This window comes from Actomonas aquatica, from assembly GCF_019679435.2.
Taxonomy (GTDB): domain Bacteria; phylum Verrucomicrobiota; class Verrucomicrobiia; order Opitutales; family Opitutaceae; genus Actomonas; species Actomonas aquatica.
Window position 1 is genome coordinate 4842830 of sequence record NZ_CP139781.1, and the last position, 17239, is coordinate 4860068.

General features: G+C 64.0%; 6 protein-coding genes. 3 read left to right on the forward strand and 3 right to left on the reverse strand.

The annotated features are described in order from the left end of the window. The first annotated feature begins 416 nt into the window (after positions 1 to 416). A complete protein-coding gene (locus K1X11_RS18565; RefSeq protein ID WP_221030654.1) occupies positions 417 to 4211 on the forward strand; it encodes a TonB-dependent receptor plug domain-containing protein in 3795 nt (1264 codons plus the stop codon). 396 nt (positions 4212 to 4607) lie between these two features. Here the strand turns inward: K1X11_RS18565 and K1X11_RS18570 are convergent, their stop codons facing one another. Genes K1X11_RS18570 through K1X11_RS18580 form a run of 3 tightly spaced genes read right to left on the reverse strand, consistent with a single transcriptional unit; the run spans position 4608 to position 10165 of the window. Then, positions 4608 to 6392, reverse strand: coding sequence for a tetratricopeptide repeat protein (locus K1X11_RS18570; protein ID WP_221030655.1), 1785 nt, complete (start codon positions 6390 to 6392; stop codon positions 4608 to 4610). Further along, the gene (locus K1X11_RS18575; RefSeq protein WP_221030656.1) at positions 6389 to 7708 is read right to left on the reverse strand and encodes an FG-GAP repeat domain-containing protein; all 1320 of its coding nucleotides are present in this window, start codon (positions 7706 to 7708) and stop codon (positions 6389 to 6391) included. The genes K1X11_RS18570 and K1X11_RS18575 overlap by 4 nt, the downstream gene beginning before the upstream one ends. 9 nt (positions 7709 to 7717) lie before the next feature. After that, positions 7718 to 10165, reverse strand: a complete 2448-nt coding sequence (locus K1X11_RS18580; protein WP_221030657.1) for a hypothetical protein — start codon at positions 10163 to 10165, stop codon at positions 7718 to 7720. Between the two features lie 154 nt (positions 10166 to 10319). Between K1X11_RS18580 and K1X11_RS18585 the strand changes: the two genes are divergently transcribed. Both K1X11_RS18585 and K1X11_RS18590 read left to right on the forward strand, forming a co-directional pair. Then, positions 10320 to 13949, forward strand: a complete 3630-nt coding sequence (locus K1X11_RS18585; RefSeq protein WP_221030658.1) for an FG-GAP-like repeat-containing protein — start codon at positions 10320 to 10322, stop codon at positions 13947 to 13949. Next, positions 13946 to 17194 carry a VCBS repeat-containing protein gene (locus K1X11_RS18590; RefSeq protein ID WP_221030659.1) on the forward strand — a complete coding sequence of 1083 codons (3249 nt, stop codon included), beginning with the start codon at positions 13946 to 13948 and terminating at the stop codon, positions 17192 to 17194. The genes K1X11_RS18585 and K1X11_RS18590 overlap by 4 nt, the downstream gene beginning before the upstream one ends. Positions 17195 to 17239: the final 45 nt, after the last annotated feature.

Genomic DNA, 17239 nt, shown 5'->3' on the forward strand with positions numbered 1-17239 from the left:
ATTGGGCGGAGTCGCTTTAGAGGCGCAAACCCGTTGTGAAGGGGCGTCCAGATTTGGGCCGCTCCGAGCGACTGCGCTTTGCCACAAAAAAACCTGCCGGACTGTCCGAGTCTAAAGTTTGACTGTAAATGAAGGGGCATTTGACGGATCTGTTGCAAAGCTCCCGCCGCCGGTTCCCCCCTGGAATTCCGCGTTTCACCCCTACCTCACAGCACTCTACCTCTCAAAAGGCGTTGCGTCTCGGCCGCGATGCGTCATTTCACTCTCTCATACCCCGCCCGATTCCCCCGGGCTTTACCCCTAACACCCTAACCCCTTTCGCCCCGCGTTTACCCCGTGTGATTCGTTGGGCGTCTGTTCGATTCGCCAGAGGCGCCGGCGTTGTCGTCGGTCGGCTCTGGAGACCAACCAATACCATGCATACCAAAAAAGACAAAACCCTGCCTAGGTTTACACTAGCCGCGGTGTCCGCCTGCTTGGCAGCCGGTTCCGCGTGGGCGCAGTCCACGACTGCTTCGTCTGAAATCGACGACGAGGATGTTATCGTCCTCTCCCCGTTCGAAGTCTCGGCCGAAGAAGACAATCAAGGTTACACTGCTGCCACCACCCTCGCCGGCAATCGTCTGAACACCGAGCTGCGTGACATCGGTAACGCTGTTACCGTCATCACCAGCCAGTTCCTCGACGATATCGCTGCCACCGACAACGAGTCCCTCCTGCAATATACGACGGGCACTGAGGTCGGTAACCTCCAAGGTAACTTCGCCGGTGTCGGCGATGGCACCCAACTTAACGAAGAAGGTAACTTCACCAACCCCAACCAGAACACCCGCGTTCGCGGCCTCACCTCGGCCGACACCACCCGCGACTTCTTCCTGACGGACATTCCGTGGGATGGTTACTCCGTGGACCGTGTCGACCTCCAGCGTGGTCCGAACTCCATTCTGTTCGGTCAGGGTTCGCCGGCCGGTATCATCAATGCCGGTCTGAAGCAGGCCTCCTTCAAGAACTCCAATGAAGTGACCTTCCGCGTGGCCAGCTACGGTTCGGCCCGCGCCGAAGTCGACTTCAACCGGGTTCTCATCGAAGACCAGCTCGCCGTGCGTATCGCGGCGGTGAAGGACGATCAGAAGTTCCAGCAGGATCCGGCTTTCCAAGACTCCGAGCGCGTGTTTGCCGCGCTGCGTTTTGAGCCCGAGTTCCTGAAGCGCGGTTCTGCTCGCACCATCATCAAGGCCAACTTCGAAGATGGTTCGATCAACTCCAACCGTCCCCGCACGCTGCCCCCGTTGGACTACATCACTCCGTGGTTCTACACCGGCACCTACCAGGGCACTTGGACGAGTGACGTCAACTACACCTACCAAGACGGTGAGACCATCTCGGTGAGTGCCGGTGATCCCCGCACCTTTAACTACCTCAACAAGGGCACCTGGAACCCGTTCCAGATTCAGGACGACAACACGGGTCGCCCCAATCACGGACTCACCCGTCCTGCCATCAATGGCGGTCCGGACTCCGGTCAGCCGAACCGCTGGTATACCCCTTGGATGGGTAGCTTCGGTTTCGACGCCGGTCACTTCCACTTCGACGGCAACGGTAGCGTTGATCCGCTGAGTGCGTGGCAGGCCGAAATCCGCGGTAGCTCCGGCGGCGGCGGTCTCGCCCCCGATGGCACGACCGACGACGACCTCTCCACCGGCTTCCACCGCATGGGTGGTGTGCAGAGCTACTCGACCTTCGCGGTCAACTCCGGTCTGCCTTACTCCGAGTTCGGTGTGTATAAGGATCGCAGCCTCATCGACAGCACGGTCTTCGACTTCTACAACAACCTGATCGACGGCCCGACCAAGAAGGAATGGCAGGACTTTGATGTGTTTAACATCTCCCTCGCCCAGACCTTCATGAACGACAAGTTCGGTTTCGAGGTCGTTTTCAACCAGGAAGACTACTCCAACGGTCGTCTCGCCCTCCTCACCGGTGGCAACCAAGGTATCTGGATCGACTTCAATAACGTCTATGCTGACGGCACCGTTAACGGCGTCCCGAACCATCCGTCGCAGACCATCAACGGAGTGAGCTACAACCTCCCGAATGCCGACGGCACGCCGAACCCGAACCTCGGTCGCGCGTTCGTCAACGGCACCTCCGGTTCGAACAACTCGTTCTCCAGCGAGCGCGAAGGTCTCCGCGGCACGGCGTTCTTCACCCACGACTTCGCGCGTGACGGCGACTCGAGCTTCCTCAAGCGCCTCCTCGGCAAGCACACCCTCACCGGCCTCGTCGCCGAGGAGTCCCGCGACACCGACAACCGCAGCTGGCAGCGTTACGTCATCGACAAGGCCTGGACCGATTGGCTCGGCCGCGACGGTGACTTCAATGGTTCCGAGCGTCAGCCGCAGACCATGGTCTACCTCGGACCGTCCCTCCTGAACGCTTCGAGCGCCTCCGGTGCCTACATTCCGCGCATCACGACCAACATCGACATGCCGCAGAACTACGCGATCTACGCCTTCGACTCCACCTGGAATCCTCCGGCTGGTGTCAACCCGGGCGACGATTGGTATAACGCCTACAACCTGCCGATTCCGGACGCGTCCAACCAGCTCGACCAGCAGGCCGACAACCGGGCCAACTACGTCGGCTGGCGCTATGAGCCGGTCACCATCTACGACTCCGAGGACAACAACGGCGCCCTCCGCGACGCCCACACCACCTTCGCCCGCCTTACCCGCAGCGAAGTGGAGTCTCAGGCCTTCGTCTGGCAGGCTCACCTGCTCGACAATGCCATCGTCGGCACTTGGGGCTGGCGTGAGGATACCGCCCGCAACTGGGAGTATTCCACCGACACCAACGACGTTGATGATGACGAGCGCCTCAACCTCTCGCCGGGCACCTACAAGCTCCGCGACGACTTCGACAACGAGCTCACCGTCGAGTCCACCAGCTACTCCATCGTGGCTCACTTGGACGACCTGCCGGGTCTCAAGAACCTGACCGAGCGCCTGCCGTTCCTCACCACGATCTACTACAACGAGTCGGAGAACTTCCAGCCGGCCGCCGAGCGTGTCGACGTCTACGGCGAGCCGATTCCGGCCCCGTCGGGCGTTACTGAGGATCTGGGTATCTTGCTCGAATCCAAGGACGGTCGCTTCTCCCTCAAGGTGAACAAGTATGAAACCCAAGTTCTCCAGGCCTCCTCTTCCGGCCTCGGCGGCGCGTGGTTCATCGGTTCCTCCCAAGTGTGGTCTGGTAACTGGGTCAATCGCTACGAGTATGACCTCGGTTCCGCGGGTTACCGCGGTATCGACCGTGTGGCCAACCCCGATCCTGAGAACTCCCTGTATAACTACGGTGGTGGCCAGGACGGTGAAGACTACATCGCCGCTCATGATCGCGAGCTCCGTCACATCGCCCTCTGGCGTGAGTGGCAGGCCAGTGTCGACCCGCGCTTCTACGAAGCTTGGGGTATCGACCTCGCCGGTTGGGAAGCCAATGGCCTCTCCTCCAGCACTCCGGCCGGCTTCACTGTCCCGGAGGACGCCGTGTCCAAGGGTTACGAAATCGAGTTCTCCGCTCAGCCGACCCGTAACTGGCGCCTGACGCTCAACGCGTCCAAGACCACGGCCGTTCGTCAGAACATCGGTGGTGAAAACCTCGCCGAGTTCGTCTCCGCTTACGAAAACTTCCTCAATAACACCGATGGTGGTGACCTCCGCATCTGGTGGGGTGGCGCTGGTAACGAGCGCGCCCTCTTCCAGTGGAACACCAACGTGGGTGCCGAATGGGCCGCCCGTAAGCTGCAGGAAGGCACCGATGTGCCGGAACTGCGCGAATGGCGCGTGAACGCCATCACCAACTACGACTTCGATGAGGGTATCCTCAAGGGCGTCAACGTGGGTGCGGCGATCCGCTGGCAGGACGACGTCGTGATTGGCTTCCCGCCGATTCCGAATCCGGCCCAGCCGGGCCGCGTCAACTTCGATCTCGATAACCCCTACCGGGGTCCGGCCGAGACGAACATCGACTTGTGGGTCGGCTACAGCCGACGCCTCAGCGACAAGATCGATTGGCGCATCCAGCTCAACGTGCGCAACGTGGGGCAGGGTAATGAGCTGATACCGATCACGGTCCAGCCCGACGGCACACCAGCAACTTATCGTATTGCACCGCACCAAACCTGGTCGCTCACCAATTCGTTCAAGTTCTAGCCTGGCTTAACAAACTACAGCTCTCACGCCCCCCGCTTTGCCGGGGGGCGTTTTTTTTGGCCGGTTCTCCGACCTCCACCGGCGCGATCTTGGATCTGCGTCGACTCCGCCACGAACTCCGTGGATCCACCCGGATGACTGCGCTCTGGAGCCAACGAGTCGCTGCGCTTGAGCCAAAGGTGAAAGCGTGGCCCGAAGGGGATCGCGTTCTCGAGGCGCAGCAACGCCGCTACTGCGCGGCCCGCCTCAGTTTCGGAGGCCCCAATCCGTGATCATCTGTGTGGTCCGTGGCTCCTTTCCCTTAGGTAGTCCTCAGCCGGTGAAGCGACCGAGGTCTTCCGGCGCTTTCCTGGCGCTGCGCTTTGAACTGTGCCCGCTGGCGCGGGCTAATCCTGCTCAGCGCTTCGGCAGTTGTCCCAGGATCTCGCGGCAGAAGGCCGCGAGGCGTTCGTCGCCCTGTTGTCTCGCGGCGGCTTCGGCGTGAGTCAGCAACTCGCGCGCTTGGCGAAAGCGGCGTTCGCCGGCGTATAGCCGGGCCAAGAGCATGGCACTCCGCGGATTCTCGGGCTGTTGTCGGTAAAACTCAGTCAGCGGTGCGCGCGCTTCCGCCAATTCACCGTGTTCCAGCAGGAGGTTACCGTAGAGCTCGGCCACGCCGGGTAGGTCAGACGCAATGTTGAAGCTTCGGCGCAGCGCCGCCAACGCGTTGCCGGTTTGCCCCGCATCTCGCTGCCGCAGACCGTCGAGGAAATGCCAACGGGCCACCATTTGGCGCACTTCCGGCACGCCGAAAAAGGCGTCAAAGAGCGTGTCCACGTAGGGTTTGGCCTCGTCCAGATTTCCCTGCCGCATCTCGTGCATGGCCAGGAACATCAGCGAGGGGGGATAGGTGGGTTTGGAGCGCAGAGCGCGATGATGGAGCTCGATCGCCTCGGCTTCGGCCCCGCGATTGAAGAGCAAAGTCGCGAGGTTGAAGTTGCCGTCCGCATCGAGTGGATTGCGTGCCAGAGCCGCGCGGAATTCCGCGATGGCGGCACTGCCTTTCCCCTGTGCTTGCAGCACGATTCCGAGCGAATTGTGCAATTCGAACGATTCCGGGTGGTGATCCAATCCTTCGCGCAAGGTCCTTTCGGCGTCGGCCACCTGATCCTGGGTCCGCAGAGCTTCACCCAGATTCAAATAGACAGAGATAGGGATATCCTGACCGGCGGTCGTGAAACGGCGTTGGGCGTCACGCAGCACAGTGATGGCACGGTCTGTGTCACCAAGTTTCAGATACAGATCCCCCAGCAGGTTCCAGCCCCCCGGGTCGTCCGGGTCCACATCCACGGCACGTTCAAACAGCGTGCGCGCCTCCTCGTTGCGTCCATTTTGATACTCGCGCATGGCGATGATACGCAGCCGTCCCGGCGTGAGGCAGCGTTCCTCCAACTCTCGCATCCACGGGTCGCTGGCCTCCTCAAAGCGACCCGCCTCATGCCCCAGCCAGCGGTGCCGTGCGGCCAACTCCTCCTGACCTTCCTCGGCGGCGAGCTGCGCAAAGAGGTTGTGCGCGGCGGAAAAGTCGGGGTGATCTTTGATGATCTCCAGCAACAGGCGCTTGGCCTCCTCCCGTTCAAAATCGATGAGGGCGAGACGGGCCAAGCCGAGGCGGGCGTGGGCGTCATCGGGCAGCAGCTGCAGTCGTTGTTGGTAGGCGGTGCGGGCCAGCGCGTAGTCGCCCTGTTTGAAGGCGAGGTCCGCGCGTTGTTGCCAGGCCGGGGCGTAATCGGGCGCGCGTTTGACGGTGAGAGCCAGGTGGCGGGCGATGGCCGCTTGGTCGCTGCGTATGCGCGCCAACTGCGCCAAGTAGTGCGACCAATGTCCGTTCTCCGGGGCTTCCTGAGAGAGCAGCATCCAACAGGCGCGGGCCGCCTCGTGAAAGCCATTGGCATGGTAGCGGCGTCCCAGCTCAGCCACGGTTTCGACGTTCGGGGTCTCCCGCGCGGCCTGTTCCGCGGCCGTGATACTGTCGGTGAGAAAGGGGTTGCGACCGTTCAGTTCAACGGTGGCGGGCAGATAACGCTCCAGGCGCTCCGACTGGCGCGGCCACAGCGCCACGGCCACCACGCTGGCGCTGGCGGCGGCGATCGCGAGATGCAGGGGCCAGCGCGCGCGCCACGGCGGTCGGGAATCTGTCACTGGCGTCGCCACAGGGTGATGCTGCTCATGTTCTCGTAGGGCGGGAATCCGTGGAAGCCGCCGGTGACCAACTCCGGGATGCCATCACCGTCGAAGTCCCCGGTGTCGGCGGTAATCAGTTGGATGGGAGTGCGCGCGACCGTGACGGGGGTGAAGGTTTCCGTTCCATCATTCAGCCAGGCAATGAGGGCCGGGGTCGCTGGATTCGACCAATCGCCAAAGCCGCTCACGGAGATGAGGTCGATGTCGCCATCGCCGTCCAGATCGGCCGGGGAGGGGGCGTAGGCGCCGCCCATGTAACCAATCCGCTGATACGTGAATTTGCCGGCCCCGTCGTTGCGCAACCACTGCAAGCCGTGCCAGGGGCGGGGGCCACGCACGGAGTAATCAAAACCGTCACCGTTGGAAACGATCAGGTCCGGTCGACCGTCCTGGTTGAGGTCATGCACCTTCATGCCACTGCTGCCAAAATCCTCGTTGGTGGAGCCCCACAGAATGCTCTCGGCGAAGGTGTCGTCGCCTTGGTTGGTGAAGAGGTGCACCTCCTCCCACTCTTGGGTGATCAAGGCGGCAAAATCGGGCCGCCCGTCACCGTCGAAATCGGCGATCGGGGTGTGCACACAACCGGATTGGGCATTCACGCGGCGGGCGGTGAAGCGCCAGTCGCCTTCGTTTTTCATCCATTGGGTTTCGCCCTGATCGTAGCCGAACTGCCCTACGACCAAGTCGAGTCGACCATCGGTGTGACCGCTGAAATTAGCCGCGCGCACGTCGGTGACGCGGGCGGTGTTTTCGAGCAGGACGCGCGGTTGGAAACGTTGGTTGTCGAGATTCTCCAGCACGACCACCGCGCCGATGCGGTCGTTGTTGGGCATGATTTGGCCCATGCTGGCAACGAGCACGTCGAGCCGCCCGTTGCCGTAGAGATCGGCGGCCCAAACGTTGGCCGGACCGGCGATGTCCTCGCCGATGATATGCTCCACAAACACGTCCCGTGTCGCCTGGCGAATCCACCGCACCGTATTGGTGGAGGACTCGCAGTAGAGCACGTCGAGCAACCCGTCCTGATCGAGGTCGAAGACGTTGAGGTTGGTCACGAAGGGGCGGCCAAATTCTTCCACCGGGGCACCGATTGCTTGCGGAGCGTAGGCAATGGCCGGGGCGGCGCCAGACGTGCTGGCGGTCGCGATGGGGGCCGCCAACGGATCCTCCGGCGCGCTGGGCTTGATCAGTTGCACCCCCCCCCAGCCGATCACACCGCCGATCACAGCGCTGGCCAGCAGGGATGGCAGATGTTGGCGGAACGCGAAAGGCATGGCCTCGAGTCAGTCCTGCTGCTGCGGTTGATTATGGGCGGCTCGCAGATCCGGCGGCAGCAGGCGCAGGGCGGCTTCGCGCAGTTCCGGTTCGGGGAAAGGCTCGTCTAGAATGCCGCACAGCAACATGAAGCGGTGGAGGGTCGGCGGGGTCACCGTGCGCAGGAGGAACTCGTCGACCTCATCCATGCAGAACTGGGCCTGCTCGCGCGCGAAGTCGGTTTTTTGGGCGAGCATCAGCAGGTTGGCGAGATTCACCCGCCGGTCCCACAGGAGGTCGCCGTCACGAGCATCCTCGAGGTAGGGCATGATCGCGTCCATCGCGCGTTCGAAGTCGGCCCGATTGCTCAACGCGACCGCGATTTGCGCGCGCGCCACCAATCCACCCAGATCGGAGGGGAACGAGTCCTCCAGGGTTTTGGCGATGCCGAGGGCGAAACGTTTCTGGCCGGTCTCGACAAAATACTCGCCGAGGCGACTGAGCGCGGTGGCGTTGTCTTGCACATCCACCACCTCAAAAATGACCGCGCCGTTGCCGTCGAAATCCTCGATCTCTGGCAGCGGATGATGCATCGCGCGCAGCCACCGGGGCGGCAGCCAGTTGTGCAGGAGGGCGACCAAGGTGTGCTGCGGTTGGGCGGCGCCGAGTCGCGCATACTCGTCGAGGAACGGGTCCCAGTTTGGCATCACGATGTGGGACAACTCACGCTGAGTCGCGAGCGCCTCGGCTTCGTCGGGGGAGGTCGCCGCCGCGATACGCACCGCTGCACCGAATCCCTCCTGGTTGCCTTGGTAAGGCGAACCGAGGCCTCGCACGCTCCCGTAGTAGTAAAGGGACGGCACCACTTCCGGCGGAGCCAGCACCACCGAGCGGTAGTCGTTGGTGCGCTGCGTCAGCCAATAACCCAGATCACGTTCGATGAGGGTTTGCTCCTCGGCCGTTGTCAGAGCCTGTGCCTGCGCCGGGAGGGTGAGAGGCAGCACGCGCGCCAGACTCGGCAGCACGACGATCGCCGCCGCGATGATGAATCGTTTGCGCTGTGGCGCTTCGCGGCAGGTGGCCGCCAGCGCGGTCGCGCCCAGCACGGCGAGCGTGCCGGTGGTCATCCACCAAGATATTTGCGACCAGCCGATGATGATGCCGGCGATCACAGGACCGGCTGCCAACAGTGTAGCCTGGGCCATCCCCTCGGACAGGCGTTTGCCCAGATTCAGCACGAGCGTCAGTCCGAGCGTGCCGAGGATCGGCAGCGCCGTTGCCCAAAACGAGAGGCGCACGCCCTCGCGGTTCAGCCAATCCTTCAGGCCAGCGGCACGCTCCGCGCCAGGCAGGGGCGACATTTGTGCGCTCACCGCATCGCCGGCCAAAAACGCGTTCTGTTGAGTCATCGCCATCGCGACGGGCAGCGCCGCTAACGCGGCGAGGCCCAGCACCAGTTCGACGATGCCAACGCCGCGCAAGGGCCCGCGGCCGGCACGGGAAGCTTGAGTCAAACGCGCCGCCACCAGGCCGAGACCGAGCCAGGACACCGCATACAACGGGTGCACGTTGCGCAGCAAAAGCTCCGACAGATTCAGGCGGTCGGGGGCATTTTCCGCCAACCACGCCAGCAGCGTGCAACTGGCCCCCGCAATCGCCCACGTGCGCCACGGCAATGCCGCGCTTGCCACGGCGGTCGCCACATCCGCGGGGCGGTTCCGATTCGTCCACCATGCGGCCAGCGGTGCGGCGACGCCCAGTCCGATGATCACGGGTGCGGCGCGGTTGGGATCCACCCACAGGCCGAACGCCCCGGCCACCCCCGCCAGCAAAAACATCAGCCGCGGCTTCCACCCGGTTGCACCGATGAGCAATGGCAGCACCGCGCCAATCACCGCCACCGTGGCGAGGCTGCGGTCGTTGGGGGAGCCGGGATAAAACGCACTCAGCACCGGATAGGTCATGCCCAGCCCGAGCGCTGCGATCGCGGCCGCAAAGGCTCCCCAGCGCCACGCCACCAGCACCACCACCGGGATCGCCACCAACCAGTGCAACAACGGGTCGGCGAGCTTCAGGCCGTCCTCGATCGCAACTCCCACCGGCCGCTCATCATTTGCCCGCGCCTTGCCCAACGCCGCCAGCCACCAGCGGTAGGGTGACGGCGAATACACCGGGCGGGTGCGTGGCGCGTTGTCGTAGTCGACTTCGCGCAGGCGCCACGATTCGGCGGCAGTCATCAACTGCGCCTGGGCGATCCATTGAAAACTCTCCGCGTTGTGGTCCAACGGGATGAGGTAACGCTTGCCGTCGACGTAGCCGGTCGGCGACTCCGCATCGATCGCCGGGCGCGGCGTTTCGCGGTCCGCCACGGCATCGACCCGTTTGACGGCGGCCACGTCCACCCACGCGAGCAGCACGGCGGCGAGTAGACACAATCCGATCCAGACCAAGGAGCGTTGCCGGGGGCTTTGATTCATACGCACAAAAAGGGGTAGGGCGGGAGAAAACCCCCACTCAAGGTGGCCCCGCAGAGGCTGGCAAGCGCTGTCCCGGCGCGAGCCCGAACGACCCGGTCAACCTATAGCCTTACCTTGACTCATATGGAGGTGACCGCCTCCTTTGCTTCCGCCCATGCCGACTGTCGCTACCCCTGCCTTTTCGACGGTGAGGTTTCGGTTTTGCCTATGCGCCGCTGCGGTCCTGAGCACCGTCGCTTTGCCCGCTTGGCTGGCCGGACAGACCTCTGCCCCTGAGTCGACTCCCTTCGCGCCCCGCAGTGAACGGAGCGGGTCCACGCTTTTCACGTCCCTGCCGGCCGCCCAGACCGGCGTGCTCACGGAAAACAACTACGCCGATCCACGCATGTGGGGCGATCGCTACCAGGAATTTGCCCTTGGGGGCATGGGCACCGGCATCGCCATCGGTGACTACGACGGCGACGGCCGCCCCGACATCTTTACCGTCAGCAAGACCGAGACCTGTCACCTCTTTCGCAACCTCGGCGACTGGCGCTTCGAGGACGTGACCGATTCCGCCGGCATCACCGCCGGGTCCGCGCCCAAACCTGGCACCGGCTACCGCGGTGGCGACGGGCCCGACGGCCGCGATCCCGGCATATCGGCGTGGAAGCAGGGCGCCACCTTCGCCGACATCGACAACGACGGTGACCTCGATCTCTACGTCTGCCGCTGGGGCGTGCCCAACTGGCTTTTCATCAACCAGGGCGACGGCACCTTTACCGAGGAGGCCGCCGCCCGCGGTCTGGCCGTGGTGGATGCCTCGGGCGTCGGCGCCTTTGCCGACTACGATCGCGACGGTTTCCTCGATGTCTACGTGCAGACCAACATGCTCAACGCCAACGAGAGTCATGCCGGTCAGCGCGACTTCCTCTTTCGCAATCGCGGCGTCGGCACCTTCGAGGATGTGACCGAGGCCGCCGGCATTTCCGGCCAGAACCTCGCGCACTCCTCCTCCTGGTGGGACTACAATCAGGACGGCTGGCCCGACCTCTACGTGGCCAACGACTTTGCGCCGGCCGACTTCCTGTATCGAAACAATGGAGACGGCACCTTCACCGACGTCATCCACGACGTGTTGCCCACCATGCCTTATTCTTCGATGGGCGCCGACCAGGGTGACGTGAACAACGACGGCCTGATCGACTTCCTCGTCGCCGACATGGCCACCACCTCGCACGAGAAGGATCAGCGCGGCATGGCCAGCTCCCGCGAGCTCAGTCGCGAGGACAGCGACAGCTTCACGCAGTCACCGCAACGGCTGCGCAATTGCCTCTACCTCAACACCGACATGCCGCACTTTCAGGAGGCGGGCGCCTTGGCCGGGCTCGGCGCGACCGACTGGACGTGGTCCATCCGCTGGGAGGATTTGGACAACGATGGCTTCGCCGATCTGCACGTGACCAACGGCATGAATCGCGAATATCAAAACGCCGATCTGCGCCAGCGCATCATCCTTGCCGAAAACCCCAACGTGCGCCTGCGCACCATGCGCGAGAGCGACATGCTGCGCGAAGCCAACTTCGCCTTTCGCAATCACGGTGACCTGGTCTTCGAAGAAGTCGGCGCGCAGTGGGGTCTCAACAAAGTGGGCGTGTCCTTCGGTGCCGCCATGGGCGACCTCGATGGCGACGGCGACCTCGACATCGTGCACGCCAACTACGGCGAGACGGTCGAAGTCTTGCGCAATGATACGCCCGCCACGCAGCACGCCATTCAGTTCGCGCTGCAAGGCACCCAATCCAATCGGCACGGCGTCGGTGCCCGCGTCGAAATCGAAACGACCGCCGGGCCGCAGGTGCGCGAGCTGGTGTTGGTGCGCGGTTACCTGTCGAACAGTGAACCCATCCTGCATTTCGGTCTCGGCGACGTGGATACGGTTCAGTCGATCAAGGTGCGCTGGCCGAGTGGGGTGGTGCAGCGTTTCACCGATCTGGCGGCCGGCCGTCGCTACGTGTTGACGGAGCCGGCCGCGGCCACCCCGCCCGCTCCCGAGGAGCCCGCGCCCGGTTATTTTGCCGATGTCACCGAAGCCAGCGGACTTGCCTTCACCTCGCGCGAAGGCGCCTTCCGGGAGAACACCCGCCAGCCGCTCGCGCCCACGCGCTTCGACCGGCTCGGTCCGGCGCTCGCGGTGGGTGACCTCAACGGCGACGGCCGCGACGACCTGATTCTTGGCGGCACGACCGAATCACCCGCGCGCATCATCGCAGCGACCGGTGGCGGCAAGTTCGTCTCGGGCTCCATCGGCCAACTCACGGCGCACGCCACGCTCAACGACGGTCCGTTGCTGCTGCTGGATGTCGATGGTGACAACGACCTCGACCTGCTGCTCACGCGCACGACGGACAGCCTGCCGGCCGGTCACGATGCGTTCCAACCGTTGCTGTTCCTCAACGCAGGCAACGGAGGCCTGAGCCCGGCCCCGGTGGGGGCCTTGCCGGAGCTCGCCCTCAGCGTGGGAGCGGTGGCCGCGGCGGACTTTGATCGGGATGGTCGCCTTGATGTTTTCCTCGGCGGTCGCGTCACGCCCGGCGAATACCCGACTCCTCCCGGCAGTGCGCTGCTGCACAATGAGGGCGGCCGCTTTTCGGTGGTCGCCGAAGCGCTCGAAAGCGTCGGTATGGTGACCTCCGCGCTATGGAGTGACATCGACGACGATGGCTGGCTCGACCTGCTGGTCGCGACGGAGTGGGGCGGGGTGCGGGCCTTCCGTAACGAGGCGGGGCGTAGTTTCTCCGATCAATCGACCGCCTGGGGCTTCGCTGCGGCGGGTAGCGGCTGGTGGACCTCGTTGGCCTCGGCGGATTTTAACGGTGACGGGAAGATGGACTATGTCGCGGGTAATGCTGGACTGAATACGCCCTATCACGCTTCACCCGACGCCCCGGCGGTGCTCTTTCACGGCGACTTCCGCGGTCGGGGGCGAGGCGTGAAACGCTTGTTGGAGGCGCACTACGAGGACGGCCGCCTGTTGCCGCGACGCACCAGCAAGGTGTTGGGCGGTGTCATTCCGACGGTGCGCCGCAAGTTCCGCAGCAACGACGACTATGCGGCGGCCACGCTCGCAGAAATTGTGGGCGAGGACAAACTCGCCGCCGCCGATCGTTACGCAGCGACTGAACTACGCAGCGGCGTTTTCTTGAGCCAACCCAACGGTTCCTTTGCGTTTCAACCGCTGCCGCGCATCGCGCAGATCGCGCCCCTGCAAGGCGTCGTGACCGGTGACTTCGATGGCGATGGTTTGGCAGACATCGTGGCGATGCAGAACAGCTTTGCACCGATGCCGTTTACGGGCCGCTACGATGGCGGCGTGGGGCAATTCCTGCGCGGCGATGGCGCGGGCGGTTTTGTCGCGGTGCCGTCGGCTGAGAGCCGGATCAATCTGAAGGGCGACGCCAAGGCGCTGGTGCGGCTCGACTTCGATGGTGACGGTGTGCCCGACCTCTTCGGCACGCGCAACAACGGCGAAACCGTCGCTTTGCATACCCAAGTTGAGGGCGGCTTGGAGGTGCGATTGCCGTCCGCCGCTGCGGCGGGAGCGCGCGTGAGCCTGATCGCGCCGGATGGACACCGGCAGGTGGAGGAACTGCACGTGGGCGCCGGTTACTTCAGCCAATCTGCGCCCAGCGCGTTCTTTACTCACGTGCCGGCCGGGGCGCGCCTCGAAGTGCGTTGGCCGGATGGGACCACGACGGAGCATGCCGTGCCGTCGGGCGAATCCCGGATCAGCTTGAGCCGATGATGCGTTTGCTGCTTCCGCTCTTAGCGTTGGCGACGGTCTCCAGCGCCCAGATCGAGTCGGTGCCCCTCGCGCCCCGCTCGCAGCCGGACGGGACCACGCTGTTTACGACCCTCGTCCCCGCGCGCACGGGAATTGTCACAACCAACAACTACGATGACCCGCGCATGTGGGCGGAGTTTTATCGGGAGCTGACTTTCGGCGGTATGGGCACGGGTGTCGCGATCGGCGACTACGACGGCGACGGTCGGCCCGACGTGTTTGTAGTCTCGAAGACCGAAACCTCGCGCCTCTTCCGCAACCTCGGGGACTGGCGCTTCGAGGACGTGACCACCCGCGCCGGTTTGCCGCTCAACGAGGGTGAACCCGGCGAGAAAGACTGGGAGCAGGGCGCGTCGTTTGCCGATATCGATAATGACGGCGACCTCGACCTCTACGTCTGCCGTTACGCGGCGCCCAACCTGTTGTATTTAAATCGTGGAGACGGCACCTTCCGCGAGGAGGCGGCAGCGCGGGGTTTGGACATCGTGGACGGGTCCGGCGTGGGCACGTTCTGCGACTACGACGGTGACGGCTGGCTCGATGTTTACGTGCTCACCAACATGATGGATTACGTCAATAACCCCGACGGTCGTCGCGACTACCTGTTGCGTAATCGGGGGGACGGCACCTTTGAGGACGTGACGGTGCGGGCGGGCATCAGCGGCGTGACCGCCGGGCACTCCGCGACGTGGTGTGACTTTGATGCTGACGGCCATCCCGACATCTGGGTGGCCAACGATTTCGCCACGCCCGACCGCTACTACCACAACAACGGCGACGGCACCTTCACCAACATCATCAACGACGCGGTGCCGCACATGTCGCACTACTCGATGGGGGCTGACTTTGCCGATGTGAACAACGACGGCCGCTTTGACCTGCTGGTGGCCGATATGGCGACGACCTCGCACGAAAAGGATCAGCGCAGCATGGCGGGCTCACGGGTGCGCGGGCAGAAGATTGACGAGACCTCACCAGTGCCGCCCCAATACATGCGCAACGCCCTGCATCTCAATGCCGGCAATGGTCGGTTCCGCGAGGCGGCGGTGCTTGCGGGATTGCGGGCGACTGACTGGACCTGGTCGCCGCGATTTGAGGACTACGACAACGATGGTCGGGTGGACCTCACCGTGACCAACGGCATGAATCGCGAGTATCACGGCGCCGATTTGTTGGAGCGCATCATGATCTCGGAAAATCCCGGCGCGCCCATTCGTATCATGTTGGACAGCCCGGTGCTGGAGGAGGCCAACCTCGCGTTTCGTAACGAGGGTGACCTGCGGTTTAGCCAGATCTCCACCGAGTGGGGCTTTGCCCGCAACGGGGTGAGTTTTGGTTCGGCCACCGGCGACCTGGATGGCGATGGCGACCTCGACCTCGTGCACGGCAATTACCAAGGACCGCCGTCGGTTTACCGCAACGACAGCACCAGCGGGCATCGCATCACCCTCGCGCTGCAGGGCACGGCCTCCAACCGGCGCGGCGTCGGCGCGATCGTGCGACTGCGCACAGCAGATGGGCAGGAGCAGGTGCGGCAGTTGATTCCCAATCGGGGTTACCTTTCCACCAGCCAGCCTCTGGTGCATTTTGGTCTCGGCGAGCAGGAGCACATCGCCGAGCTGGTCGTGCAGTGGCCGAGTGGATACGAACAGCGCTTCACCGACCTCGCCGCCGATCGGCACTACACCGTGACCGAAGCTGGCGATACTCCGGTGACACCGCCGTCGAACCCCGTGCCCCTTTTTCGCGAAGTGGCCGCGACGCACGGGATGGATCTGCCGGGCGCGGAACGCATCGTTGATGAGCCCAACGGGCAGCCGCTGCTGCCGTTTCGCTTTAACCGGCCGGGACCGCTGGTAACTGTCGGCAACCTGAACGGTGACGCGCACCCGGACCTGGTGGTGAGCGGCACCTCGATGGAATCGCCGCGCATCCTGATCGGGACCGGTAGTGATCGTTTTAATTCCGTCGCGGCGCCGCCGTTGGCGGGTGACAGTCGCCTGCCGATGGGGCCGGTGCTGCTCTTCGATTCCGACGGTGATGGGCGCGACGATTTGCTGGTGACGCGCACGGGCGCGAACACGCGGCTGCGCGATACGGCCTATCAGCCGACCCTCTTTCTCAATCGCGGTGGGTTTTCGCCGGCACCGGAGGGCACGCTGCCTGACCTGCCGATTAGTGTCGGTGCGGTGGTGGCGGCCGACTGGGATGGTGACGGCGACGACGACCTTTTTATCGGCGGTCGCATCGCGCCAGGCGCTTACCCGAGCGCGCCGCGCAGCGCAATGCTGCGCAATGACGGCGGAACGTTTGTCGACATCACGCCCGAGCCGCTGAGTCGCACCGGCATGGTGACGGCGGCGCAGGCGGTGGACCTCGATGGTGACGGCCAGCTGGATCTCGTGCTGATGACGGACTGGGGCACCGTGCAGTGGTGGCGCAACGACGGTGGCGAGTGGATTGATGCGTCGGTGACGAGCGGTTTTGACGCGGCGGGCACAGGCTGGTGGCGGTCGCTGGCGGTGGCCGATTTTAACGGTGACGGACGGCTCGACGTGGCGGCCGGTAATGTCGGTCTGAATACGTATTACGGCGACGGTCCGGCGGTGGCGATTTTGGGCAATTTCAGCGGACGGCGGCGGGGTAGTCCGACGCTCGTCGAAGCCTACTACGAAGCGGGAAAGTTGTTCCCGCGGCGCGAGCGCAAGGACCTCACCGGGCAGGTGCGCGCCTTGCAGCGCAAGTATCGCTTCACGGTCGATTACGCCGACCAGACGATCGACGCGTTGTTCGACGCCGAGCAACTGGCCGCGGCGCGGCGTTGGGAGGCGGAGCAGTTCCAAAGTGGAGTGTTTCTAAGTCAGCCCGACGGCACGTGGCGTTTCGCGCCGTGGCCGCGCATCGCCCAGATTGCGCCGATCATGGCGCTGGTCGTGGATGACGTGAATGGCGACGGTTTTGCCGATGTGATCGCCGGGCAAAACGATCACAGCCCGATCGATCTGGTGGGGCGTTTTGACGGCGGGCTGGGTCAGGTGCTGCTCGGCGACGGGCAGGGCGGATTCACCGCGCTCGATCCGACGGAGAGTGGCTTCGTGGTGCCGGGCGCAGTGAAGTCCCTCACGTTGGTGGATGTGGATGGCGATGGTCGCGCGGAAATCTGGGTGACGCGGAACAATGCGCCGGCCATGCTTTTCCAACGCTGACAGACTGGCCGTCTCGTTCCCCGCGCGCTTGGCGCAAAACCCCAG

Coding starts and splice junctions, on each gene's coding strand:
- K1X11_RS18565 (WP_221030654.1), top strand. CDS start 417: ATGCATACCAAAAAAGACAAAACCCTGCCTAGGTTTACACTAGCCGCG.
- K1X11_RS18575 (WP_221030656.1), bottom strand. CDS start 7,708: ATGCCTTTCGCGTTCCGCCAACATCTGCCATCCCTGCTGGCCAGCGCT.
- K1X11_RS18580 (WP_221030657.1), bottom strand. CDS start 10,165: ATGAATCAAAGCCCCCGGCAACGCTCCTTGGTCTGGATCGGATTGTGT.
- K1X11_RS18585 (WP_221030658.1), top strand. CDS start 10,320: ATGCCGACTGTCGCTACCCCTGCCTTTTCGACGGTGAGGTTTCGGTTT.
- K1X11_RS18590 (WP_221030659.1), top strand. CDS start 13,946: ATGATGCGTTTGCTGCTTCCGCTCTTAGCGTTGGCGACGGTCTCCAGC.